The organism is Halobacillus dabanensis, assembly GCF_900114165.1.
Taxonomy (GTDB): Bacteria; Bacillota; Bacilli; order Bacillales; family Halobacillaceae; genus Halobacillus; species Halobacillus dabanensis.
Genome location: NZ_FOSB01000006.1, coordinates 125,118 through 150,598 on the forward strand (window position 1 = coordinate 125,118; position 25,481 = coordinate 150,598).

A 25,481-nucleotide genomic window follows, 5' to 3' on the forward strand; every position below is an offset into this window, starting at 1 on the left:
GACTCGCCGTGACGTTCTTTGTCACAGATGATTAGTCAGAAGTTCGGTTAAGTTTGCCGTCCTGTTGCAACACCGAACAACCCCACTTCCTGTGTGGCCTAAGACATCGAGGGGGCAGGTGCTGGAGCTAGCCAACCTTCCGCAAAAATATACTTTCTTTACTTGTCTTCTAAAAAAATGAATCTCCTACCATAACTATGATAGGAGATTGGAATTGGAGAATCAAGTTAAATCCATCCACGGAATCTTGAAGCCTCCGCCATCTTTCTAACGCCGACCATATAAGCAGCAAGGCGCATATCCACTCGTCTAGTCTCCGATGTCCGATAAACATTATCGAAACCTTTGACAATGACTTTATGGAGCTTTTCTTCCACTTCTTCTTCTGTCCAGTAATACCCTTGATTATTTTGCACCCATTCGAAATAAGAAACGGTCACCCCACCTGAGGACGCCAGTACATCAGGTACTAACAAAATCCCCCGCTCGGAAAGGATACGAGTCGCATCCAGTGTAGTTGGACCATTAGCAGCTTCTACCACGATGGAAGCTTTTATGTTATAGGCGTTGTCTTCTGTAATTTGATTTTCTATCGCTGCCGGGACAAGAATATCACAATCCAGTTCCAACAATTCTTCATTGGTAATCGTGTTTTTGAACAGATTCGTAACCGTTCCGAAGCTGTCCCTGCGATCAAGTAAGTAGTCTATATCCAAGCCATCAGGATCATGTAACCCTCCATGCGCATCGGAAATACCAATGACTTTGGCCCCTTTGTCATGCATGAATTTAGCAAGGAAGCTGCCTGCGTTTCCGAAACCCTGGACAACGACTCTGGCTCCTTCTACATTAATCCCTTTCTTCTTAGCTGCTTCTTCGATACAAATGGTCACACCTTTGGCTGTCGCTGTTTCTCTACCGTGAGAACCACCGAGGACAAGGGGTTTCCCTGTGATGAAGCCAGGGTTATTGAATTCATCGATCCGGCTATATTCATCCATCATCCACGCCATTATTTGCGAATTGGTAAAAACATCAGGTGCTGGGATATCTTTTGTCGGGCCGACGATCTGACTGATGGCACGGACATACCCACGACTTACCCCTTCCAATTCACGGAAAGACATCTCTCGTGGATCACAAACAATTCCGCCTTTACCTCCGCCGTAAGGAAGATCGACAATCCCCGCTTTAAGACTCATCCAAATGGAAAGAGCTTTCACTTCTTTTTCCGTAACATTCGGGTGAAAACGTACGCCGCCTTTCGTCGGGCCTACTGCATCGTTATGTTGCGAACGATACCCTGTGAAAATTTTAATCTGATCATTGTCCATGCGCACAGGGATTCGAACAGTCATCATTCTTACAGGTTCTTTCATCAGTTCATACACTTCATTCGGATAACCTAATTTATCAAGTGCTTTTTTGACCACCGTTTGTGTGGACTTCAACACATCAAGTTTATCATTGTTTTGATTTGCAGAATCTGTTGGCTTATCGGCTACCATCCATTTACCTCCTATATCAATCCATTCGATTAGGACTCATTCTTCAGTGATTAGTATACACGTTCGTTACGGTTTAAGAAAGCCGGATGCAGTCATTTTCAACCGTTTTCACATTAAAATGTAAGCGATTACACCTTTTTCTCTTTATTACTTTGGGATAGCTCTACGAATTTTTCAATAAGGTCGTCATAACTTAATCCGATCTCTTGGGCTGAATCAGGAAATAGACTGGTCGGGGTCATTCCTGGAAGAGTATTTACTTCAAGTATGATCGGTTCGTTTTCTTCATTAATGATGAAATCTACGCGCGAATAGACATCACAATCTAACAATTGATGTGCAGTTACAGCATCTTCCTTCAGTTGTGTCGTCAATTTCTCATCTACTTTTGCAGGAACGATATGTTCACTGCCACCTGGTTTATATTTTGAATCAAAATCATAATAATCATTCTTCGGGATGATCTCAATAACAGGAAGAGCCTGCTCCTCTCCTTTTATCCCCATTACAGGAACGGTTACTTCTCTTCCTTTGACATAATCTTCGACTAGAATCATAGAGTCGGATTTCGCAGCCATCACGATTGCACTACGAATGTCCTTTTCGTTCTTCACGATACTTAAACCAAGGGTAGAACCTTCCTGATTCGGTTTTATGACGAATGGAAGCTTGAATGCTCGTTTGATCTCTTTTTCAATCCTATCAAACCGGGTCTCATCCGTAACATCATATACTTCGCTTTTAGCAGTATGGAGACCATTTAATGAAAAGATCTGTTTAGATTTCGCTTTATCCATTGCCAGCGCAGAAGCAAGTACACCAGATCCTACATAAGGAATTTCAAGCATATCCAAAAGGCCCTGTATTTTACCATCTTCCCCGAATCGACCGTGCAACCCGATGAATACAAGGTCTACCTTGAGCTTCAACACTTCCTCTATCTTGTCTGGGGAGAAATCGATCGGTGTAACGATGTGACCTTTGTTTTCCAGCGCTTTAATGATTCCCTTCCCTGTTGATAAGGAAACCTCTCTTTCACCGGATGTTCCACCATATAAAACCGCAATCTTCATTTGTTACACTCCATTTCCTACCTCTATAATTAACTTACACCAGTTATTATCTTAACATGTTCCGTTGGACGCTTCTATTAAAAATGAAAGCTACACCAGAACTTTTATTTTGTTTTTCATGTTAGAGGTATATCGTTTTTTTCAGATATATTCACCTTTATCTGAGTGTCCAGTCAATAGGGACAAATAAAAAGAACGAAGCTTTGAAAAGCAACGTTCTTGCCATTTTATGAGAAATATTTATAGATGGTTCTACAAGCATCTTTGTCCATGATCTGTTTGCCGTATTCGATTAAACGATGGGATGTGGCAGCTGTTGCGGATGCAAATTCAGACATCAGAGCTATGACCTGATCCTGGTCTAAATGAGCAATATCTTCATCTTCCAGCAACATATAATAATCTTCATTATAAAAATAAACACTGCCTCCGTTTACATCCAATTGGTTCAATTGGATCCCTGCCCGGATGACATGCTCAAATTCTGCAAATGAAAACATCATTTCATTACTTTCATCCAATGTAACTTTCATTTCAATATAGTCATCATCTTCCTCTATATCGGCTGGTTCTGTTTTTGTTACAACAACTAGCATGCCTTGAGCTTGTAACAAATACACTTGCACAAGGAGTACACCTGATAGTTCGACACCAAGTTCAATACCGGCATCATACATCATATCGCTGAATATACGATGGACTCTTGGTAAATCACTCCAAAGCTCTTCTCGAGACAAGCCCCGATCCATCAGGTCATCAAACGTGAGAAATATTTTGAATTTCTCATTCGTCATTCTTTCCACTCGCACATGATCGCCCCCCTGTCACGTGTGTTTTATCTATATCTTATGATGGCTGATGCGATTATGGCACCTTTTTTTCAAATTATATCGGACGATTTGGGCAGGGGCAAACATTTTCAAATCAATTGTGTATATGATCAACTACTTTGCAACCATCTTTCCCAGTCATTTTTTGATTTGCCTACGATAAATGGCTGGATACGTTTTTTGTCCAAATCTGAGAGACGATCATACGCATAACCGCCCAACCCTATTTTTATATCCGGGTATTGACTTCTTAAAGACTCTGCCAATCGGATAGTTGTCGGAATATTTTTCTTAAGGGTACAAGACATAAACATGTATGCTGGCTCGATTTCATCGATTACAATATCAATATCCCCACCTGCTATGCTTTGCCCGAGGTACACTACATCGTAACCTTTCCGTTTTAAGAAAAGCGCAAAGATCAGCAGACCGAGTTCATGCTTTTCATTCGGGCCACATACAAGAAGAGCTTTTGGAAGGACACCATCGGAAGGGATGGATAGAACCATCATACCAATTCTTGTCCGAATAAATTGGCTGGCAAAGTGCTCATGCGCACTTGTGATCTGATTCTTTTCCCACAAATCCCCGACCTTTACTAAGATGGGGCCAATAATGTCAATCGCCACAGTTTCCGGTGTAAAAAGAGTAAAAGCATGATCGAGCTGCCGTTGAGCTTCTTTTTCATTGAATGCCAACAAACATGTTAAGAGTTCATCACCAATCATATCCAATTGCGTTTTGTTGTCGGAATGATCGGGACTTGTCACCGTATCCTCGTTATTTTCTAATAAGGATACCGCTTGAGAGATGGTGAATCCTTTATCTACTTTCTCTAACAACCATTTTAAAACCTTGATATGATCATCTGTATAAAGCCGATGACCAGCTTCATTCCGTGAAGGACGGATCATTTTATAGCGGCGTTCCCAAGCGCGCAGTGTACCCGGTTGAATACCAAGCATTTGGGACACGGCTTTGATGTTATATTTAGCTTTTGTCGTAGCCATAAGTCTGCCTCCAGCTATTTATTCTTCATTATTATATAAGAGCTCGAGAGCCTATGTAAAATTTGTATATTCTTTTTATAATAATTTTTCAGGTTTCTCTTCCCCCAGGCTAAGATGAATGAGATGGGACTCTGCTCTTGTCCCTAAACGAAGAGGTAATAAGGATGTACCGTACCCCTCACTGACTAACAAAGGCTGATCTTCATCATTCAACCATCCCCCGCGTTCATAAGGCCCCAGACCAAATATTCGGATTTGTCCACCGTGAGTATGTCCTGCCAATACCAAATCGAAACGTTCCCTGTCTTCCTGGTTCATTCTTTGATAGACAAAAGGGTCGTGAACACAGAGAATTTGAAGAATATCGTCATCTTTTATTTGAGCTGATTTCCTGTTAGGCTTCATGAAGTATGGATCGAGTCCACTAAGGACAAACCCTTTGTTTTGCTTTAATTTTACATACTCATCTTCATTAGATAAGGTCTTCACCCCATTATTCTCCAACACGTCAATAATTGATCCGCTTGTTAACTCATGGTCATTGTTTCCAGGGATGAAGAAAATCGGTGCATTCCACTTCCTCAACAGTTGCAAATTGTCCAGCAAGCGTTGATGGGGGGTTCTTTTATCCACAAGATCGCCGCCTATAATGACAACATCTACTTGTTCTATATTTTCGATTGATTTTTCACGTACCTTTCGATTATGTATATCAGAAATGAAAAATATTTTGATGGAAGGCTTTGACTCCTTCACCTTGAAACGGTTATAAGAAAGATTTTTCACTTGTGTCTTGTCGGCCCACTCTGCTAATGCGAACATATATCCGACCATGATTAGACCTCCAGCCAGGATTAGTAGAAACCAAAACAATTTCATCCCTCCTTTTTCTCTTCTTTACACTTAATCTATTCAGAAAAAACATCAAAATAATCGAAACCTAATAGTATCACAAATACTCATCTAAAACATTACTGGTACTGGTACTTGGGGGGACAACGGTGGAATGGCAGTAGTAATTTCCCTCCCCTTTTGTTAAACAGACTACTGTTAAAGGGATTGTCCGTGAACTAGAACAGAATCCTGTAATTACTTCACTATCCAATATAAACCTCCCCGGATAATAAAAGGACGCATCGCTCACATAAAACCGCCCTCTATGACGCTCCTATATCCTCAAAAGGACTTAAAGACTCCATAAAGTTTCACAGAAAATACAAAAGGCCGCTATGCTCTAATGAGCCAGCGGCTTCTCCTACAAACGTTTAACACTGAGTATTCGGAACCCGGTTTTCTCGAGTTTTTTTGTAAAAGCTTCAATATTATCATTATCCTCAATTTTAAGAACAATCCTTCTCGCAAGTTTGTCCGTTTCATCGAAAGTAGCCAAAGAAATGACGTTTTCGTGATAGTGCTTGATTATGTCACCGAGTCGTTCAATTCTTCCCGAAGATTCTTCCGATGTGAATGCAATCCGTACGCCCTGTTTTTTCACCCCGAATGCACTTTCAAACTGTTCAATCACGTCGTATCTTGTAACGAGTCCGAGGAACTTATTTGTTTTGTCTACAACAGCCAAAACAGAAAAACCTTTGAACATGGGCAAAGTACGTTCAAATACTTCTTCATCATGAATGTTGAAATCTTCGTGAAGAGCAACATCGCCAGCCTTCACTTCTTTTAGAAACGTTTGCCTGTCCATCCCTTCATCTCCATTGAAATAGGCTCGGAAAATGATTTCTTTTGAGATCATTCCTTTAAATCTACCATCTTCTAAAACAGGCATGGCTTCGATATCTTTTTCATCCAGAACTTTCAGTACCTCAGCAAGTGTTGTAGAGACCTCTGCCGTAAAAGATTTATGTGCTGGTTTCATTATCCCTTTAACAAACATATAGTCACCTCTTTTTATTTAATACTCTACCCGTATTAACATTCGCTACAACATACGAAATATCCTGCAAGGGCGGAATAGGACAAGAATGCTCCACATAAAATCCCATAGAAAAGGATGTGATTTAAGTATGTACACCCCGATCAAGTGTTACCAACCTTATTACGGGCCTAACGATCCATGTCCTCCAATAGGGATAAAGTGCTATCAGACTCCTCCAAATCTCTATTTAGGATTTCAAGCACCTAATATGCAGCAATTTCCTATTCAAGAAGCTTTGTACAGAGGGACGCTTTGGCCAGTCTTGTATGACCCCTACCCGACCCCTATGAAGAAAGGAGGAAAATAATGAAACAAACGGCCGATACTGCCCAAGAACGTAATGCATTAATGGAAAAAATCCAAATGGTGGATTTCGCTTTAGTTGAACTTACCCTGTATCTGGACACACATCCTCAGGATAGTCAGGCTATACAGCAATTCAATCAGCTGGCAATGGAAAGCAGAGATTTGAAAGGAGCTTACGAGAAGCGCTTCGGACCTTTAAGGCAATTTGGCGGCAGTTTTTCCGGTTATCCCTGGAACTGGGACAATGCCCCCTGGCCTTGGCAATTATAATAAGTTATTCCTATTAAAGGAGGGGCGAATATGTGGTTTTATGAGAAAAAGTTACAATACCCTGTCAAAGTGACAGAATGCAACCCACGACTTGCGAAATATTTGATTGAACAATATGGTGGAGCGGATGGAGAATTATCGGCTGCTCTTCGTTACTTGAACCAGCGTTACAGCATACCAGATAAAGTCATCGGGCTCTTGACTGACATAGGAACCGAAGAATTCGCTCATTTGGAAATGATTGCAGCGATGATTTACAAATTGACTAAAGACGCCACACCAGAACAAATGAAAGAAGCGGGGCTTGGAGCCCATTATGCCAATCATGATAAAGCATTGTTCTATCATAATGCTGCAGGCAGTCCGTGGACAGCGACATACATTCAAGCTAAAGGTGATCCTATAGCTGACCTTTATGAGGATATTGCTGCAGAAGAAAAGGCAAGGGCGACATACCAATGGATCATCAATATGTCCGATGATCCTTGTTTGAACGACAGTCTGAAATTTTTAAGAGAACGCGAAGTTGTCCACTCCCAACGTTTCAGGGAAGCTGTTGAAATACTTAAGTTCGAAAAAGATCGGAAACAATTCTTCTAAAGTTACCGCTCTACCGTGACTTCTTCATGGTAGGGCTTTTCGATTTTCTTAATATCCGGGTCCAACGACTCTCCAAACCAATCATCCCAATAACGATAGGACAGCACCACTATTATCAATATAATGAAAATTACCAATAGAAACCGCATCCAGACGGTACTGAACTTCCACTTTGTCCGGTTCGTCCCTTGATGTACATCTTTCCTTGGCGGCAGTTCCAGCACATCCATTTCATAACTTTCAAAACTGCCCTCTTCTTTATAGCTTCTTAAGTTTTCAGCCTGGTCCTTCTCCTCTGGTCGATCCTTCATCTACTCACCCCATTTTCCTAAGCGAATCCAAAAAGCAAGCACAACATCTATGATGAAATGTGCAGTAATTGTCACGAGCAGGTTCCCCGTGAGTTCATACATGAAACCGATAAAAAAACTGACGAACAAGACAGAAATGAATAAAACGATTTTTGTTAAATAACGAAGGTGCATGACTGCAAATAATATACTTGCAATAAAATAACCAAATTCCGCATGCAGTACACCACGGAACAACATTTCCTCACTTATCGCGACGATCATTGTCAGCCCGATAATACTAAGAGCGGAACGGTTGCGGAACACCTTGATGTTCACGCCGCCGTCATCATACATCCTTCTAGGTAAACGATATAAGAGAAAGAGATCTATGAAAAGTACCAATAGTCCCGGTAAAACACCGAAATAGAAAATCTCACCGACATCTGGGTGGAGTTGACTAGCCCATCCTTCCAATAAATCATCAAATAAAAACACACTTCCAATAAGAGAAAGAGATAAAATGATCAATTGAGTAAGGATGAGCTGAAGTGATACTTCCCGATCACTCATCTGATTTAAAATTTCTCCCTGGGTTTTCTTTTTCATGAAGTTACTCCTTGTTGGAAAATCTGCCGTAAACGCTCTTCCCATGTTGCTTTATAGATTTTATCATAGGATTCATACAAAGAGAGATCATCTACACGGAAATCACAGGCATCACAACAGGGAACAAACGGGTCTCGAACCACTTCTTGAAAGGGGCGGTATAATTCTTTTCTGCGGCATCCTGAGTGATGGATCCACTTTAACATTTCCGTAAGCTTCCCTTGTTTGTAGATCCATCGTTCTTCCAAGAGACGTTGGATTTTCTGTTGAACAGAAGCAGAAGCTTGATGCATCAGCTGTCCTTCTATGACACCTTCTTTTTCTAATTGATATTTAATGAAGTTCCATTGCGATTCAGATAATTGTAAGGTTTCCTGAATCCTATCATCCTCTGGTAGAGGATTTCCCTGCTTTCTTAAAAAGGAAAACACCCGTTGTAAATCACTGGTCTCAGGGAGCTCACTATGCATCAGCATTTGTGGAAGATAATGATCTTTTTTTGTGAATAATACTAGACTGACAGCATCTCCACCATCGCGTCCTGCCCGGCCGATTTCCTGGATGAATGATTCCAATTGAGGTGGCAAATGAAAGTGGATGACCAGTCGTATATTCGGCTTGTCTACTCCCATGCCGAATGCACTCGTACAACAAATCACATCTAATTGATCGTTCATGAATTGTTGCTGAACAAGCATCCGATCTGTTTGCTCCATCCCCCCATGATAAAAAGCGATCCGTTTGTCCAGATGGTCCTTTAACTCAAAGCTTACGCGTTCTGCCCACTGCCGGCTGGAGAAATAAATCATCGTCGGGGCAGTATTATGCTTAAGTAATTGGAGAATTCTTTTCGTCTTTTCCTCTTCGTCCTTATGCTCCTCTACAGCAAAGCTGATGTTCTGCTTGTCCATCGGATACACCCTTCTTTTCATATGCGGGCGTTTCAACTTATCCATGATATCTCTTTGTACTTCAGGTGTAGCCGTAGCACTGAGTGCAAGGACCCTAGGATTTCCCAGTTCCTCTATCGTCTGGTAAAGTTTCAAGTAATCGGTTCTGAATTCATGCCCCCACTGAGATATACAGTGAGCTTCATCGATGACAAATAAACGGACATCAATAGAGGGGAGAGCTCTTTTCACCCATTCGTTCTGCAGCATTTCAGGTGAAAGATAAAGGAGTGAGTAGGAAGAAAGATTCTTCATTGCCTCCATTTTTTCTTGTCGATCCATGAAACTATTCAAAGCGATCACGGACTTATAGCCTGAAGCCTTCAGTTGTTTTACTTGGTCGATCATTAAGGAAATTAAAGGGGAGACGACAATCGTGGTCCCACCTAAAAGTTTTGCAGGTAATTGATAACATAAAGATTTCCCCGTCCCGGTAGGTAAAATTCCTAATACATCCTCGCCGTTCAATACATCTCTGATGACCTCTTCCTGTCCCTCCCGGAAGCGATCGAAACCAAAATGCTTTTGTAAAGCTGCAAATAGATCAATTCTCATACTCAGCCTTCCCTTTCCCCTCTTCATAAGGACTGCTCGCTAACGCAAGACGTAACTCAAAATAATCATATTTCCCACTAAAAGCTTCATGGATCTGTTTAAGCCTTTGAGTATCTAATGTTACGGCCATTTCTTTTATGTCTTTCACATCTTTTTCACTCAGGAATGAATCAATCGAAAATCCAGGGATAACTAATGCCGCTTCAACAATGTGATCCTGGATCGTACTCTTTTTAAGATTTCGTACCGTTATTATTTCCTCCATGGTTAAGCCTTGCTGGATATATTGAAAGGTTTTCCGTGCCGATTGAGTTATTAAGTGGGCGGCATCCAGACCTTTCGTACATAAATGGAGAACAGGAAAATCTTTTTTATTCTCCTTTGACTTTATAAAAAGGTAATACATGGTGTGGTGTAGCAGGATGACAACATCTTCATGACGAAGATCGTAATCCTCCCTCAATTGTGCTGTCGTCATGCCGATCATACCTCCTCCTGTAAGCCGGTGGGTAAGAAGCTCGGCTTCCAAGCGGGAATGTAATTTTAGAAGATGATAGATTTCTTCATATAAAGTTTCAAACAGTACAGGTAGCTTTTCATGAAAATTTCTAAAGACAGCTTTCACCCATCTTTGAACATCGGCATCTTCTACAATCGGCACATAATTCAGTATTCCTGCCTTCGAATTGGCCATTGTTTGAACAAGTAAATGTATTCTATCTTCATAGATAGGGATCACATCATGCCAAACCATCCCTTGGAAATATTGTAATGTCGGCCCCTTATAACTGGAGAGATGATCTTTGCCAAGAGAAGTCAGAAAAGGGAAAGATTTTTTGACTGAAATTAGTCCTTTCCCCTCTAAATCATCGATATGACTTTCCAGCTGAGCACGTGTCAAGTTCGGATAGATACCGAAGTAACCATGAACTTGGTACCCTTTAGCGTCTTGCATTGTCTGAGAGGAACGCTTGCCAGTCAGAAGGTTGTAAATCCCCGATACCGTCCGTTCCCCTTTAAAACGATGAATGCAATTCAAAATCAAATAATCGAACATTTCCTCCCTCCTTCCCCAGGGCGATTTATTAAAAGGCTCTCTATTGAAAACTATCGTCCTGCGTTTTACAATGAACCTTGTACTTATGTAATCTGTTGCTTACATGATAGATAGACTTTATAAGGAGGTCGAACATGGCCAAGTACACGATTGTTGATAAGGATACATGCATTGCCTGTGGTGCTTGTGGTGCTGCAGCGCCTGATATATATGACTATGATGACGAAGGGATTGCTTATGTGGTCCTTGATGATAATGAAGGAGTGGAAGAGGTTCCGGAATTATATGAAGAGGATATGGAAGATGCTTTCGAAGGATGTCCGACAGATTCAATCAAGATTGCCGATACTCCCTTCAACGGAGACCCTTTAAAACACGAAGAATAACAGAAGCCCCTAAGCACGGGGCTTTTTTATTTTACTAGTTCTTCAAACCGTATTTCAGCTTCTGTACGGTCTAATGTGGAATACACTCGGTAGTCTTCTGAATCTATAATACGATAATGATGACTGATGATATTTTGCTGGAGTGTATAGTTCTCAGCTTCGGCAATCGTCTGCCACCAAACTTTTCCTCCAAGTGTCTTCTTCCCTTGTGGCTCCACTTGCTGATGGGCGACTGTTTCAACAATCTCGACAGGGGAGTCCCCCAGTACCCCTTTCAAAACTTCACTCTCTTGAAATAGTGCACAGACGGCGACCGTAGTCGTCCACCCTGCAACTGTCCGCTGTTTTTCTATTTGGACGAGCGTTTTTTTTGATAAGCCGAGTACATCAGCCATTCTGTCCTGTGTGTAATCATGCTCCACACGGATCAACTTCATTTTCTCTGAAACCTTTTCCCTTAATTCAAGTTTTTCCATTCCCAATCGTCCCCTTTTACTACGTTCCTTTATTTTAACACGAGTAAGAAAGACATTCCCATCAAAAAGAATAACCTCCCGCAAGGAACACAGGAGGTTAACAATCAGTTGATGATCATCGGGTTGATCTTTTCAGGGACAGCAATCGGCTCATCAAGGTTATATGGGGAGAATTCACGAACATTAATACCCTCAAATTGCACCGCATGAAAACCAAATTGCTCAGCTGTAGCCAGAATAGCTTCAACCATCGTCAACAACTGCTGTTCACTGGCCCAGGCCTGGTGGTCCACGTTGATCGTTACAAGTCCCTCTTCTGTACTCACTTCTGTAAATTGGACATGGGAAGGAATCGCTGGTTTAACATAAAGAGCTTGACCTGATTCTTTCATAAGATGTAAAGCTTCTAAAAATGAAGGGGATGCTTCCACAGCAACTGGTGCTAGCAACTGTTCGTCAGATCCTTCATATTGATACAATTTAAAGACATATTCGCCGTTTTTAATAGCTGGAATTTCAGTCATCTCCCCATAATTCCCGAGGGGGACCGGAGCCCCAGATTCTGTCTGGATCATAATAGTATCCGTCTCCAAATGAGCGAGATCCCAGCGAATACTTTCTATGATAGCTTGTGTCCAGGATGAGCCACTTACACTGAAATCCTCGGGAAATATAACAGTGACAGTGTCCCCTTGTTCACTAATTTCATATTTCAAATCGCTTGTAGCTCTCTCTGCTAAACCATAGGAAGTTGAAGGTACCTGCTCCAGGTTTTCTGTGACTGGGACTAGAGGAAGGACTACCTCTCCGTTCATCCCCGGGTACGTAACCGTTTCATACTGTTCTATATTTGGTCCAGCGATCAATGAGTTAAAACCATTGGTATCCTCCACCGTCTGAACATTATTTTCTTCCGTTTTTGGTACTTCAGATTCTTTTCCATCGTCCTCAGCTATGGAGGCATCTTCCCTTTCATTATCATTTTCTTCTGGTCTGGCTTCCTCTACTTCTGATTCATCTTCCGCTGATGGTATCGCTTCTTCCGTCTCTTCAAATTCAGAAGAGGAATAAGTATCCGAAGTTGTATGCATTTGATCGGTAGATTCCTCTCCTGTAAACATTTCATTATTATTATTAAAATAGACGGGGATGAACACAGCTAATAGAACGACTGCTGCTATAGTGGCCATTCCCGGCAAAAGCCAAGGAGGAGTCTTTCTTTTCTTCTTATTGACCCTTGAAGAAACCTTTTGAAAAACAGCTTCCTTTGATTGTCGGTCCTCAATGGAAGGAAGCTTATTCAACAAGTTTTCCACATCCTCATCTTTGTGCTTCTTCATGTTCTCCCCTCCCTTCATCTATTTTATCTAATTTCGTTTTCAAAGCTTTCATACCCCTATGTTGAGTCGTCTTCACTTTGCTCTCACTCCAACTTAAAATATCAGCCGTTTCTCTAATCGACAGTCCCTGTATATACCGGAAGATCAATACACTCCGTTGGTCTACCGTACACTCATCCAAAGCCCGGTATACGTGCTGCATTTGATCATTCTGGACAGCAATTTCTTCTGGCAACTTTTTCTTATCTTGTAATTCTTCCCCTTTTTCCGTCCAATCAAAAAATTCCATAATTCTGTTTCGTTTTCGCTTTTGTTTCCGGAAGTGGTCAATGGCCACATGGCGTGCGATGGAAAACAGCCATGTCTTTTCTGTACTTTCCCCATTGAATGAATCATAGGACTTCATGACTCTAACGTACACATCTTGTACGAGGTCTTCCGCTAAACTCCGGTCTTTGACCATGTAAATTAGGAATTGGAAAAGGTCCTGGTGATAGTTTTCGTATAGTTCATCAAAGAACGTTCGCAATGGTCGTACCTCCTGCGTTATCTATATAGTCGTTTTATGTATGTTAAAAGTTACACTCTCTATCTTAATATGCAAAAAAAGAAAAAGGAACCTGTCTCTACTTCTTTATTAAAGATCATGGCAATATTCTTGAAGACTCGTTCCGAGCTAATATTGAGATTAAGAGGCTACAGGAAACGGCTCGATTTCCGTGGGGCGGGCGGTGAGCCTCCTAAGGCTAAAGACTTGCGGGGTCTCACCTGTCCCGCTAACCCAAACAGGAGTCTCACCATTCCCCTCCGCCCCTTTGCCATATGAGTATCTCGAAACCACTGCTGAAATAATCTTTTTACTAAAAGCGAGAGTGGAAGGATATAGACTTCCATGGCCTCTATTCTGGATAAGAAAGCTTGATATAAAGCGTTTTATGCCCAATTAAGAGTGGGGAAAGCACAGGCCATCTTAGTAAAGAGATTCGTTTCTATTCTGCATGTAATGGGGTGGTGGGGAAGCTAGGAGACTCCCGTGGGAGAAGGAGATAGGCGAGATCCCGCAGGACACAGTCCGAGGAAGCTCGGCGCTCTCCCACAGGAAAGCGAGTAGCTTCCCAACCACCCCTGACTCCAAATACGGCAACGAATCCTGGAAACATCGAATCTGTGTCTTCTGGATAGGGAGCTTTGGTGCATATAAAAAAGCTGCCCTTTTTTGCGGGGCAGCTAAGATAGTTTGGTTAATGCATTCCTTTTTTCATAACGTTGAAAAAGTGTCCCTAAAACAGGGGAAAGAACTAAAATGAATACAGTGTTCGATATGGCGTGATTGATGTCCATGGGAAGACCTGCCAAATAGTAAGCCCAAAATGGCTGACCAACGGCACGCATAGTAAGCGATAGGATCACCCCATATAAAATTCCACTTATAAACCCATAAATGGAAAGTCCCCATGCAGGTAGCTTCGGCCAATATTTACCTATAATCCCTGCAATGATCCCGATCAACGACCATGCTACAATTTGCCAAATGGTCCAGAAACCCATTCCTAATAGCATATTGGAAACAATGGTAGTTAATAACGCGATTAGGATACCAGCAACTGGTCCTAACCAGAAACCTGCTATGATGATTATAGCTGTCACTGGTTGTATATTCGGTAAGTTTGCTAAAGCCATCCGGCCCGCCACAGCCAATGATGCCAGCATAGCAATCAATGTCAGTTTATAAGTGTTCATTTACATCATTCCCAGGATTGATAATTAAAGGCGATCTCGTCTCCATCCTCTACTTCATATTCGTTTGCACCGACCATCGCTTCTTCTCCATTGATCGTGTACATCCATGCCATCTTTTCTTCTTCGTTTCCAGCAATACCTTCTATACTATTTATGAATCCTTCCGTTTGTTCCACTTCATAGTTTTCTTCCATCACTTCCATAAGTGTTGTGCCTTCTTCCACTGTCCACTCATCATCAGCAATCACTTCATCTTCCTTGCTATTAGCAATCTCAACCTGGACAGTCACCTCTTCTGCTTGCTCTTCCTCATTAGCGGAAGTATTCTCTTCTACTTGCTCTTCCTGATTGGAAGATGTCCCCTCTTCTTCTTGGGATCCGCAACCTACGAGGACTCCCACAGCCATTACCATTGCTAATAATACAGAATACCACTTACTCATTTTTCCCTCTCCTTTTTTTGTCAATTTGTTTCATTGCTTTCAGAAGAAAGGGGATCGACAACCAACGACAGATATGTAATCCTTCACAAGCAGTAATCCAATCAAAAAAGCTTGCCCCTAGCGAAGGCAAGCTTAAGACAATCCAATGGTTAGATTACACGTTCTACTATCCTATACCGATCGGTTGTCTCAAACGCTCAATCCCCGAAGCTTTGAAACATTGGTACAGGCAGGTCTACTGACTTGTGTGTCATCCTACTAAGAATCCTTCCCATGTCTTGGACACAGTGGAAATTCCCTTTCGTCTACACTTACAGTTGCGAGGACAGTTCTGGATTCGCACCAGATTCCCTTTTAAGTCTTCATCATACACCCGGACCTCTTCGTATGAAGTTCCATAAACAAGATTACATTAATTTTTGGAATATAGCAAATTATTTTTCTGATGGAGAATATGGAATTTTGAATGTGAAAGTCGTTCCTTCTTCCAGCTTACTGTGTACACTAATCGACCCATCATGAGCCTCTACAATGTTTTTAGCGATTGCAAGACCCAGGCCGGTACCTTTTTTATAATTCTTGTCCTTACGTTTCCTGGATTTATCCGCTTTATAGAACCGCTCGAATACAAAAGGCAAATCATCTTCAGCGATCCCAAGCCCTGAATCTTGTACACTTGCAACCCACTCCATGTCCCCATCTTCAATTGTCACTTTAACATTACCACCGGCACTTGTATGCCTTATTGCATTGTCCACTAAGTTCGTAAACACCTGCTCGATTCGATCTGGATCGAAGGTTAGCGTATGGAAGCTGGGATCGATTTCTAATTTCAGACCCACTGCTTTTTCACCTGCAAGACCGGAAAATTTACGGATAATTCTTTGCATGTAAGGTTCCATCTCTACAGGTTCTGTCGTCAGCTGAATGTGACCAGCTTCCATTCGCGCTATATCCAACAATTCATTTACAAGACGACCGATTCTCAATGATTCGTCATGAATAATTTGCGCCAGTTCGTTTTTGTCCTCTTTCGTTTCGGCGATGTCATCGACAATCGCTTCACTGTAACCCTGCAGCATGGAAATAGGAGTTCTGAGTTCATGGGATACATTAGCAATGAAATCTTTGCGTAATTTATTCAACCGGCGCTCCTCCGTCATATCTCTAAGAACTGCGACCGCCCCTCTCACTTTTTCACGATCATACAAAGGGGTCATGATGATCACCCAGGAACGTCCTTGCAAGGTCATTTCTGTCATGGACTCGTTTTCCTCAGATATAACGCTTTTGAATTGCTCCTGTAATGGTTGGGGTAAGCGAGCCTCCTGCTCAGACTTGGGAGTCATACCACTTATTTCGTACTCATATGTTTCTAAATATTGCTGGGCAGGTGGATTGGAAATAAGGACATCCCCCTGACGATTGAAGGTGATTACTCCATCTGCCATCGACCTCAATATTCCAGAAAGCTGTTCTTTTTCTTGATTCAGTGCATTGATATGGAATTTCAAATCTCTTCCCATTCGATTGAAAGCCATAGCCAGCTCACCAATTTCATCGTGCGTCCTGATGGGAATTTTCGTATTGAATTCCCCTTTGGCAAGATCCATAGCACCTTCCCGCATTTTAATCAATGGTGCAGTGATTCTTGTAGATAAGAAAAAGGCAAAAATCGTTGTCAAAATGATGGCAATACCTGCACCAAGGAAGATGATTTTAGTTGTTTGCTCTGACGTTTCTTCGATTGTGTCAAGAGATTGATAAACGAATACTGCTCCCTCTTGGTTGTTCAAAGGCGTGCCTACTACCATCAGACCTGACTCACCAGATCCCATATTTGCCACCTTCTTCACATCTTCTCCGTTAGTAAGAACGGTTGATAGCTCTTCATCATTTTCGAACCAAGAATAACCGAGTTCAGGAAGTTGGGAGGATTCACTATCTGCTTCTACTAACTCTTCAGAGTTTTGGACGATAACTGCACGACTCGCAGGATCCTTCACAAGTGCTGTAGTGGAAAGCAAAAGGTCTTCCTGTCCCTCATACCTGTCTACAACATCTGAAATTTTATCAGCCGTTTGTAACAAATGACTCTCTGCTTCCAGTACGTGGTAATTTTGGAAAAACTCCAGCAATAGAACCGTAAGAATAAAAAGCACAAAACAGACTAAAAGTAAAATGGTAAACCATAATTTTCCTACTACGCTACGCCAAAACATCAGTCACCAGCGACCTCGAATTTATAACCGATGCCCCACACGGTCACAATCATTCCAGCAACTTCCGCTGAGACCTTGCTCAACTTTTCCCGCAGTCGCTTTACGTGCGTATCCACTGTTCTAAGATCGCCGAAAAATTCGTACTGCCATACTTCCTTCAATAATTGTTCCCTGTCGAACACTTTGTCTGGCGACTGTGCCATGTAATGGAGCAATTCGTATTCTTTTGGAGTAAGCGCCACTTCCTTGCCGTCAGCTGTAACACGATGCGCATCATTATCAATGGTCATATGAGGAAAGACGAGTACATTACGAGCAGATGTCTCTGTTTCCAGAAACTTTGTAGATGAAGATCTTCTAAGAAGAGCTTTCACCCTCAAGACAACTTCTCTCGGGCTGAAAGGTTTAACGATATAGTCATCCGTCCCTACTTCGAACCCCTGGACCCTGTTTGCTTCCTCCCCTTTTGCTGTCAGCATGATCACAGGTGTTGCTTTCTTCTCACGAAGTTCTTTACACACCTCAATCCCATCTTTACCAGGGAGCATCAAGTCCAGTAGAATCACATCATAATCATTCTGTATCGCTTTTTGCAATGCCTCTTCCCCGTCTTCCGCTTCATCGATCACATAATCTTCTTTTTCCAAATACATTCGTATCAACCGACGGATGCGTTCTTCATCATCCACGACGAGCACTTTTGCTTCTTGTTCCATTGCAACCTACCTCCATACGACTTTGAATTTTAAACTTTCATAACCTGTAACCTGACAATTGAATATGTGCATTAGCCTATGTAAAGTTATCCCTATAACGCATAAGGGCGAGTCATCTTTTTTTGTATGACCTTTATTTAGGACAGTGTGGTACACCGGAAAAAATTTGTATACCATAGGCGTTACCCAGTTTTAAAGCCCTTTTTAAACAAAGAGCAGGTGGAGCTATGAATCCCCGCCTGCTTTTGTTGATTTAAGCATAAGAATGCAAACCAGAAATAATTAAGTTGACTGCAATCAAGTTGAACATAATAATGCCGAAACCACCGACCGCCAGCCATGCCGACTTCATTCCCTGCCAACCTCTGGACAGTCTTAAATGTAAATATGCGGCATAGAAGAAGAAGGTGATGAGGGCCCAAACTTCTTTAGGGTCCCAACCCCAAAAACGGTCCCATGCTTGCTGTGCCCAAATCATAGCAAAGATAAGCGCGCCAAGGGTGAAGACCGGAAATCCGATAGCTACAGCACGGTAAGATACTTCATCCACAAGTTCCGGGTTTACTTTCTTATTCAATAATGGCTGAATAGACGCCGCTATCCTTTTTCTCAAAATCAAGCGTGTTCCCCAATAGAGAACCACTCCGCCTAAAATAGCCCAAAGGAATGTGTTGAGTTTTTTCGCTGCATCTTCGCCCCGCATCCATTCCGGAGCTTGGAACAATGGGGCCATCCTATCATCCGAAATCAGAACGCCTTCATTAGGTCCGGCAATTGCAGGCATCTCGTAGGTGATCTCTGCCTGCTGGCCTTCTATAGGTGCTTCAAAGGTCGCTTCATAATTCATCGCACTGAAAGAGGAGGAAAGAACGATAAAAGCCAAGGTCACAGCGATTATATAGATAACAAATTCAAGCCAATAAGTATGTTTAGAACGTTTGCTCTGATCTACTTGACTGATCAGGAATACAAGCCCCGCTACAAAGCTCACCGATAAAATTCCTTGTCCAAGGGAAGCTGTCGTCACATGGATATACAACCAGTGTGATTGTAATGATGGAACTAATGGTGAAACCTCTGTCGGAAACATACTTGCAAACGCGATTAAGAGTAAAGCAATCGGCAAGGCAAATAAGCCAAGCAAATCTACACGGTAAATAAAATATAACACAATGAAAGCGAAAACGAGCATCATACCGAAGAAAGTGGTGTATTCAAATAGATTACTTACTGGTGCATGCCCGCTAGCCATCCATCTTGTAATAAAATAACCGATCTGTGTAACGAATCCGATAATCGTAATTGTGATTCCTATATTACCTGCAATCTTACTTTTCCCTTTCTTTTTATCACGGATCGTTCCAGCGAAAAAGAACGTCGCAATCAAATAGATGAAAAAGGCGGCATAAAGCAGGTTGCCACTAATGGTTGTCCAATCTCCCATTTTCCATCCTCCTGACTCTATGATTTCATTTCATATTGGTCCACTGGTGCCTCGATATTCGTATCTTCTATGGCTCTTTCGATTTCCATTCTCAAAGCATACCAATTTTTGTTCGTATGGCCGGCGATCCATACCCCGTCTTCTCGTGGTTGGAGCCAAATACGCCGATGGTTCCAATACATCCCCTGAATGACACCGATCATAAATATCGCACCGCCAAGGGAAATGATGCCAAGTGTGTGGTCCTTTTTCACCGTCAAACCGGTAACGTCCCTGACATTAAACCCTGTAAGACCCAATTTGTATTGATTATCCTCACTAGCACCAATGTTGGCACCAATACCGAGAAAACTTGTTTCAGCCTCTTCTTCTCCAGGTGGGTACACATTAAAGACAAAGGCAGGATTTCTAGGATACTTTGTTACAGATTCCGGCTGACCATCCTGCATTTCATAATCAGGGAAATAATTGACGACCTCGACTCTGAATCCTCCTTCTAATTCGTATGTAGATTGAGGATCTGTCAAATCAATTGTAAACTCTCCATGATTCGTTTCATCATCATCTTTATCATGGATTTTAAATGACATATCCTTGAATTCGTCCAGTTGATAGCTTGATTGATAAAGAGCATAGTCATCAAATTTCAATGGATTGTTCAAAGTCGCTGCCCCTTCTTTGACCGCTTCTAATTCAGGGTCAGCCCCTGTAACGTCTTTATTGGTACGCTCATAGATCGTGGCATCTGTCCGGAACGTTTTTGGTATTGGACCTTCTTGATTTTCAATTGCTTCCTTGAATCTTGCATCCTCAGGATCATCTTTATCATAGGTTTCCAGCGTGAAGTCTTCGTTTTTTATATAAAATTCACCTTCAGTACCGCTGATCAAAGCGGTTTCTCCTTCTCGAACCCATATGAATTCATCCACATAGAAGGCGGGTACAAAACGCAGTAACGCTCCTAAAAGAAAGATGATCAGTCCTATATGGTTCACATAAGGGCCCCACCGTGCGAAACGATTTTTCTCTGCCAATAGATGACCATCTTGTTCATAGATTTTGAATCGTCTTTTCTTCAAGTTCTCTTTAAAACGATCGATATCGATGTCTTCAGCTGTGGTCCTACCAAAAATACGTTGTTTCTTCATGAACAGTTCATGACGCTTCGGCTTCTGCTTTTTCAACGTTTTATATAGAGGGAAAAAGCGGTCAATACTTGCAATGACAATCGAAATTCCGATCATTGCAAGCAGGATCATGTACCACCAGGAACTGAACAAATCATGGAATCCAAGCTGGTAATAGATTTGGCCAGCTAACCCATATTGATCACGGTAGTGGATCGCTGGATCTACAGTGCTCTGAATGAATTCCTCCTGGGGGAAAATCGTACCGATGGCAGAAGCGATAACAGTAATGAAAATGAGGGTAACTCCTACTTTGACAGAAGAAAAGAAGTTCCACACTTTATCGACGATTGTCCGATTGTACGTTTGTGATCTACGGGCACTCCCATCATAACGCATGTTGAGGAGCTGCTTCTCATCATTGCCATCGATGTGTTGATTTTTTTCTATCGGTTTCCCGCATTCTTCACACAGAACCGTCCCCTCCGGGTTGATATGACCACATTCACAGGTAATTTCTTTCATAGTAAAACCTCACAATATCAAGTAGACTCTACTCCTCCGGTGCTATGTTCTGTAAGTGACCTTCCAATTTATCCAATGTAAGAGGACCGATCACTTGCTCTTCGATTTCACCTTCGGGATTGATGAATAGCGTTGATGGAATCGGGCCGATATTATAAAGCTCCATCACTTGACCGTCCTTATCCTGGAGTATAGGGAATGAAAGATCGTATTCATTCACGAAGCTCTCTACGACAAGTTCGGTTGAATCCAGGTTGACGGCAAGGATTTCTACACCTTTTTCTTTATATTTCGGGTACAACTTTTCCATATAAGGCATTTCATCTTTACACGGTTTACAGTAAGTGGCCCAAAAGTTCAACATGACCCCTTTTCCTTCCAAGTCGCTCAATTGAACCGTTTCCCCTGTTCCGAATTTCTTCAGTTGGAAATCAGGCGCCTCTTCCCCCTTAGCAACCACAGCCTTCTCATCCTCGCCATTGGCAACCAGAGCGAAGACAACCAGACCTACCATGACGGTAAGCATCGCAGTCCGGAAAATGAGCCGCTTTTTCTTTTTTTGGATGGTTTTTTCCTTCATCACATTCACTCCCACACCATTATAACATTGAATGAAAAAGTTAAATTTGAACGTTATTTAACATTTTTACCTGCCAGTTGACGAAGTTGTTTGACCTCAAATGGTTTCAGAGGGCGATAGTCTCCCGCATTCAATCCATGCAAGTCCAGGGAGCCGTATCTTTCGCGCTTCAATTTATCCAGAGGGAAACCAAGAGCATCGAACATCCGGCGAACTTGTCTGTTTTTCCCTTCGTGAAGAACGATCTGGACAATCGCCGTATTCTTCCTCGTATCGGTGGAATTGATTTTCGCATGGACCGCTTTTAAATATTCACCTTCAACAGTGAATCCTTTTTTCAATTGTTTTAATTGCTCAGGAGAAGGGATGCCTTTTGTTTTTGCAATATACACCTTGTCCACTTCATGACTGGGATGCATAAGCATGTTGGCAAATTCTCCATCATTGGTCAATAAAATCAATCCAGATGTATCGTAATCTAAACGGCCAATAGGGAAAATACGTTCCTTGACTTCCGGTAAATAATCTGTGACGACTTTACGCCCTTTATCATCACTCACACTCGATATGACACCACGCGGTTTATATAACAAATAGTAGACAGGCTCTTCTTTATCGATCGGTACCCCTTCTACTTCGACGTCGTCATTCTTACCCACTTTCGTACCCAGTTCCGTAACCACTTTTCCATTCACGGTCACTTTACCATCTGTGATTAATTTCTCAGCTTTTCTCCGGGATGCAACACCTGCGTGAGCGATCACCTTCTGTAGTCGTTCCATATCTGCCATACGACCGTCACCAACTTTCTCATTATACTTGCTTTTTTCATAACAGGGAGCCACGCTTACAAGCGCAGCTCATCATTTCATCTACATTATACACATTCTATAAAGATTTGAACAAAAAAAGTCACCCTATCAGCTGAATAGGATGATTACGATCACTATTGATGCTATTATACCAACTAAATCCGCCAACAGTCCAACTTTCAACGCATCTCCCATCCTTTTGATCCCGACAGCACCAAAATAGACCGTTATGATATAAAGGGTCGTGTCTGTACTCCCTTGCATAACAGAAGCCAGTTGTCCGATAAAAGAATCCGGTCCGAACGTACGAATCAACTCAGTAGTCATGCTTAATGCCGCTGTACCTGAAATCGGCCTGATTAAGGCTAATGGAAGAATTTCTGCTGGAGCTCCTACCATGGACATGAGAGGTTCAAACACTTTCAAGATGGCACCCATAGCACCTGAAGCCTGAAAAATAGCAATCGACACCATCATTCCTAATAAAAACGGAAGAAGTGTGATAGCTATTTGTATCCCCTCTTTGCTACCTTCCACGAAAACTTCATAGGAGGGAACTTTTTTTATTGTTGCCGTAACAAGGACGATCAATATTATCGAAGGAATTAGCCATATACTGATCATCCGTGCATCGCCCGCTTTCTTCGATAATAGAAATAACGATCAATCAGTAATGCTGCAACCGTAGAAATAATTGTTGCAAGGACTGTGGCTCCGACTATCGATGTGGGATCCGCGGAATCATACTTCATTCGAATCGCTAGGACCGTTGTTGGTATGAGAGTAAGAGATGATGTATTAATCGCGAGAAGAGTAATCATTGATCTGCTGGCTTTATCCGAACCTGATAACTTTTTTAATTCTCTCATGGCTTTAAGCCCCATTGGTGTTGCTGCATTACCTAATCCAAACATGTTAGCTGTCATATTAGACAAGATATAACCAATCGCTGGATGGTCATCAGGTATTTCTGGGAAAATCCGCTTTACTATAGGACGGAATATTTTTGCGAGTCCAGCAAGTAACCCTGCTTCTTCTGCTATTTTCATAAGTCCCAGCCAGAAAATAAGCACACCAGCAAGGCTGAGCGTTATCATGATAGCCTCATCTAAAGTTGAAAAAATCGCCTCATTCACTTCTTTCATCGTCCCATTAATGGCGGCATATGCAATTCCAACAACAGCAAGAAAGGCCCATATCAGGTTGACCATGGCGCCACCCCCACCATCCTGCTAAAAAAGCTTTTCACTTCAGATAAGAATGATTGAGAAGGACGCTCCTTCCATACAGGGGCCTCTACGACCGGCGTTTTTCCAACCATAAAGTAGGTTACACCAGCCAGGTCCGACTGGTTCTGGTCATACCGGTAAAAGGTTGCACTGAGATCCTCTTGTTCAGTCATTGTCAAAGGATAATAAATGTCTCGTGGAACGTAGTAGGTTTGGCCATTAGCTTCTACCACCCCTTCACTTTGAAGTTTGACTGTTTCAAAGTTTTTAAAACCCCATTCATACATCTGCGTATGGTCATTCCAGTCGTCAGGGGCGTTCAATGTCACAGCTATCAGTTCCATGCCTTCTTTTTCAGCACTCGTTACTAATGTCCTTCCTGCGGCTTTAGTGAAACCGGTCTTCCCACCTGTCGTCGGATCATAGTATTGAGTGAGCATTTTATTTTTGTTCATCCACGCGTAATCACGATTTTCCGACCGATACATTTCACTGCCTGTCACCTCTCGGAAAGTCTCGTTTTTCATAGAATACGCCATCAGTAACCCTAAATCGTACGCACTTGAATAATGGGTTTCCCCATCGAGTCCATGCGGGTTCTCAAAGTTGCTATGATTCATGCCCAACCAATCAGCTTTTTCGTTCATCAATTGAACAAACCCTTCCACACTGCCTCCGACATGTTCAGCAATCGCTATAGCCGAGTCATTTCCTGACCGGAGCATCAACCCATAAACTAAATCTTTCAAGGGAATTTTCTCGTCTTCTGTCAAATAAATGGAGGAACCTTCTGTATAAACAGCCCTCTTACTCACTTTCACCTTTTCTTCCATCTTCCCAGATTCAATGGCAATAATGGCTGTCATGATTTTTGTCGTACTTGCAATCAAAGTAGGATCATACGCATTTTTCTCATAAAGGACACGTCCAGACTCCGCATCCATCAGCACCGCCCGTTCTGCAGAAACCGATATATTAGGATTCGCCTGAACCCGATCGATTGTAAAAATCGGAAATAATAAAGTGAAAGTCATAAAAACCCAAAAACACCTTCTCAAGAGGACTTCCTCCCATTCTCATCGTTTGCTACAACTTATGCAAAAAAGTACAAGCTTATGATATTTTGAAGTGTGGAATCGCCCTGGGAGACTCGACAAGCATAAGACAAACGGCGCCGTGGGACGGTCTTCCCCACAGAGGCGGTTGACTTATGTCTCGAGAGTCTGGGCGATGCAACCGGATCATAAAAGAGAAATGCGGAAGTGCCTTGGTCAGCTCCGACAAGCTTAAGAACCCCAACGGGCTGAAGTGTTCTTTCTTCAGAATGATTATGAAAGAAGTTCGGTTAAGTTCGCAACGTCCTGTTGCAACACCGAACGACCCCACTTCCTGTGAGGCCTAAGACCTCGAGGAGCTAGGCACTGCAGCTGGACAAGTCGAAATGCGG

The 25,481-nt window shown here is 42.2% G+C and carries 28 protein-coding genes and 1 riboswitch; of the genes, 4 read left to right on the forward strand and 24 right to left on the reverse strand.

Translation table 11 applies throughout. The features are described from left to right. Positions 1–227 precede the first annotated feature (227 nt). The 6 genes from BMZ58_RS11720 to BMZ58_RS11745 form a co-directional block, all read right to left on the reverse strand. Entirely contained in the window at positions 228–1,508 is a 1,281-nt protein-coding gene (locus tag BMZ58_RS11720) for a Glu/Leu/Phe/Val family dehydrogenase (protein ID WP_075036743.1), read from the reverse strand. Between the two features lie 128 nt (positions 1,509–1,636). Further along, positions 1,637–2,581 carry a D-alanine--D-alanine ligase gene (locus tag BMZ58_RS11725; RefSeq protein WP_075036744.1) on the reverse strand — a complete coding sequence of 315 codons (945 nt, stop codon included), beginning with the start codon at positions 2,579–2,581 and terminating at the stop codon, positions 1,637–1,639. A gap of 227 nt (positions 2,582–2,808) precedes the next feature. Then, the gene (locus BMZ58_RS11730) at positions 2,809–3,390 is read right to left on the reverse strand and encodes a genetic competence negative regulator (RefSeq protein ID WP_075036745.1); all 582 of its coding nucleotides are present in this window, start codon (positions 3,388–3,390) and stop codon (positions 2,809–2,811) included. 131 nt (positions 3,391–3,521) lie between these two features. Next, positions 3,522–4,421: a MerR family transcriptional regulator gene (locus tag BMZ58_RS11735; RefSeq protein ID WP_075036746.1), complete on the reverse strand. Its 900-nt coding sequence runs from the start codon at positions 4,419–4,421 to the stop codon at positions 3,522–3,524. 75 nt (positions 4,422–4,496) lie between these two features. After that, entirely contained in the window at positions 4,497–5,294 is a 798-nt protein-coding gene (locus BMZ58_RS11740; RefSeq protein WP_075036747.1) for a metallophosphoesterase, read from the reverse strand. Between the two features lie 382 nt (positions 5,295–5,676). Beyond that, entirely contained in the window at positions 5,677–6,297 is a 621-nt protein-coding gene (locus tag BMZ58_RS11745; protein ID WP_244151542.1) for a CBS domain-containing protein, read from the reverse strand. Between the two features lie 148 nt (positions 6,298–6,445). Between BMZ58_RS11745 and BMZ58_RS11750 the strand changes: the two genes are divergently transcribed. The 3 genes from BMZ58_RS11750 to BMZ58_RS11760 are packed head-to-tail and all read left to right on the forward strand — an operon-like array spanning position 6,446 to position 7,533. Continuing rightward, positions 6,446–6,664, forward strand: a complete 219-nt coding sequence (locus BMZ58_RS11750) for a spore coat associated protein CotJA (protein ID WP_075036749.1) — start codon at positions 6,446–6,448, stop codon at positions 6,662–6,664. After that, entirely contained in the window at positions 6,664–6,933 is a 270-nt protein-coding gene (locus tag BMZ58_RS11755) for a spore coat protein CotJB (protein ID WP_075036750.1), read from the forward strand. Before BMZ58_RS11750 ends, BMZ58_RS11755 begins: the two co-directional genes overlap by 1 nt. 30 nt (positions 6,934–6,963) lie before the next feature. Continuing rightward, positions 6,964–7,533, forward strand: coding sequence for a manganese catalase family protein (locus BMZ58_RS11760; RefSeq protein WP_075036751.1), 570 nt, complete (start codon positions 6,964–6,966; stop codon positions 7,531–7,533). 2 nt (positions 7,534–7,535) lie between these two features. Here the strand turns inward: BMZ58_RS11760 and BMZ58_RS11765 are convergent, their stop codons facing one another. Genes BMZ58_RS11765 through BMZ58_RS11780 form a run of 4 tightly spaced genes read right to left on the reverse strand, consistent with a single transcriptional unit; the run spans position 7,536 to position 10,994 of the window. Continuing rightward, entirely contained in the window at positions 7,536–7,844 is a 309-nt protein-coding gene (locus BMZ58_RS11765) for a hypothetical protein (protein WP_075036752.1), read from the reverse strand. Further along, on the reverse strand, positions 7,845–8,432 hold the full coding sequence (locus tag BMZ58_RS11770) for a CPBP family intramembrane glutamic endopeptidase (protein ID WP_075036753.1): 588 nt from the start codon (positions 8,430–8,432) through the stop codon (positions 7,845–7,847). Next, positions 8,429–9,937 carry a RecQ family ATP-dependent DNA helicase gene (locus BMZ58_RS11775; protein WP_075036754.1) on the reverse strand — a complete coding sequence of 503 codons (1,509 nt, stop codon included), beginning with the start codon at positions 9,935–9,937 and terminating at the stop codon, positions 8,429–8,431. The genes BMZ58_RS11770 and BMZ58_RS11775 overlap by 4 nt, the downstream gene beginning before the upstream one ends. Then, entirely contained in the window at positions 9,927–10,994 is a 1,068-nt protein-coding gene (locus BMZ58_RS11780; RefSeq protein WP_075036755.1) for a YpbB family protein, read from the reverse strand. Before BMZ58_RS11780 ends, BMZ58_RS11775 begins: the two co-directional genes overlap by 11 nt. Before the next feature lie 134 nt (positions 10,995–11,128). Here BMZ58_RS11780 and BMZ58_RS11785 point away from each other — a divergent pair, with 134 nt between their 5' ends. After that, positions 11,129–11,380: a ferredoxin gene (locus BMZ58_RS11785; RefSeq protein ID WP_075036756.1), complete on the forward strand. Its 252-nt coding sequence runs from the start codon at positions 11,129–11,131 to the stop codon at positions 11,378–11,380. A 26-nt stretch (positions 11,381–11,406) separates the two neighbouring features. Here the strand turns inward: BMZ58_RS11785 and BMZ58_RS11790 are convergent, their stop codons facing one another. The 14 genes from BMZ58_RS11790 to BMZ58_RS11855 form a co-directional block, all read right to left on the reverse strand. Then, entirely contained in the window at positions 11,407–11,856 is a 450-nt protein-coding gene (locus tag BMZ58_RS11790) for a helix-turn-helix transcriptional regulator (RefSeq protein WP_075036757.1), read from the reverse strand. 104 nt (positions 11,857–11,960) lie between these two features. Continuing rightward, positions 11,961–13,196, reverse strand: a complete 1,236-nt coding sequence (locus tag BMZ58_RS11795) for a hypothetical protein (protein WP_075036758.1) — start codon at positions 13,194–13,196, stop codon at positions 11,961–11,963. After that, positions 13,177–13,725, reverse strand: a complete 549-nt coding sequence (sigX, locus tag BMZ58_RS11800; RefSeq protein WP_075036759.1) for an RNA polymerase sigma factor SigX — start codon at positions 13,723–13,725, stop codon at positions 13,177–13,179. The genes BMZ58_RS11795 and sigX overlap by 20 nt, the downstream gene beginning before the upstream one ends. A gap of 698 nt (positions 13,726–14,423) precedes the next feature. Beyond that, positions 14,424–14,936 carry an ECF transporter S component gene (locus tag BMZ58_RS11805; RefSeq protein WP_075036760.1) on the reverse strand — a complete coding sequence of 171 codons (513 nt, stop codon included), beginning with the start codon at positions 14,934–14,936 and terminating at the stop codon, positions 14,424–14,426. A gap of 5 nt (positions 14,937–14,941) precedes the next feature. Next, positions 14,942–15,379 (reverse strand): DUF4430 domain-containing protein, encoded by a 438-nt coding sequence (locus tag BMZ58_RS11810; protein WP_075036761.1) that lies wholly within the window; start codon positions 15,377–15,379, stop codon positions 14,942–14,944. Between the two features lie 211 nt (positions 15,380–15,590). After that, positions 15,591–15,771, reverse strand: a riboswitch (cobalamin riboswitch). Positions 15,772–15,813: 42 nt separating this feature from the next. Next, positions 15,814–17,601 (reverse strand): ATP-binding protein, encoded by a 1,788-nt coding sequence (locus BMZ58_RS11815; protein WP_075036762.1) that lies wholly within the window; start codon positions 17,599–17,601, stop codon positions 15,814–15,816. Continuing rightward, complete coding sequence (locus tag BMZ58_RS11820; protein WP_075036763.1) at positions 17,601–18,317, reverse strand: response regulator transcription factor; 717 nt, start codon at positions 18,315–18,317, stop codon at positions 17,601–17,603. The genes BMZ58_RS11815 and BMZ58_RS11820 overlap by 1 nt, the downstream gene beginning before the upstream one ends. Positions 18,318–18,570: 253 nt before the next feature. After that, on the reverse strand, positions 18,571–19,761 hold the full coding sequence (gene ccsB, locus BMZ58_RS11825; RefSeq protein WP_075036764.1) for a c-type cytochrome biogenesis protein CcsB: 1,191 nt from the start codon (positions 19,759–19,761) through the stop codon (positions 18,571–18,573). Between the two features lie 17 nt (positions 19,762–19,778). Then, positions 19,779–21,413, reverse strand: a complete 1,635-nt coding sequence (gene resB, locus BMZ58_RS11830) for a cytochrome c biogenesis protein ResB (RefSeq protein WP_075036765.1) — start codon at positions 21,411–21,413, stop codon at positions 19,779–19,781. Positions 21,414–21,441: 28 nt separating this feature from the next. Continuing rightward, positions 21,442–21,993 (reverse strand): thiol-disulfide oxidoreductase ResA, encoded by a 552-nt coding sequence (resA, locus tag BMZ58_RS11835; RefSeq protein ID WP_075036766.1) that lies wholly within the window; start codon positions 21,991–21,993, stop codon positions 21,442–21,444. Between the two features lie 53 nt (positions 21,994–22,046). Further along, positions 22,047–22,775, reverse strand: a complete 729-nt coding sequence (locus BMZ58_RS11840) for a pseudouridine synthase (RefSeq protein ID WP_075036929.1) — start codon at positions 22,773–22,775, stop codon at positions 22,047–22,049. A 138-nt stretch (positions 22,776–22,913) separates the two neighbouring features. Further along, positions 22,914–23,429 (reverse strand): spore maturation protein, encoded by a 516-nt coding sequence (locus BMZ58_RS11845; protein ID WP_075036767.1) that lies wholly within the window; start codon positions 23,427–23,429, stop codon positions 22,914–22,916. Continuing rightward, entirely contained in the window at positions 23,426–24,016 is a 591-nt protein-coding gene (locus BMZ58_RS11850; RefSeq protein ID WP_075036768.1) for a nucleoside recognition domain-containing protein, read from the reverse strand. Before BMZ58_RS11850 ends, BMZ58_RS11845 begins: the two co-directional genes overlap by 4 nt. Beyond that, on the reverse strand, positions 24,004–25,068 hold the full coding sequence (locus BMZ58_RS11855) for a D-alanyl-D-alanine carboxypeptidase family protein (protein ID WP_075036769.1): 1,065 nt from the start codon (positions 25,066–25,068) through the stop codon (positions 24,004–24,006). Before BMZ58_RS11855 ends, BMZ58_RS11850 begins: the two co-directional genes overlap by 13 nt. Positions 25,069–25,481 lie beyond the last annotated feature (413 nt).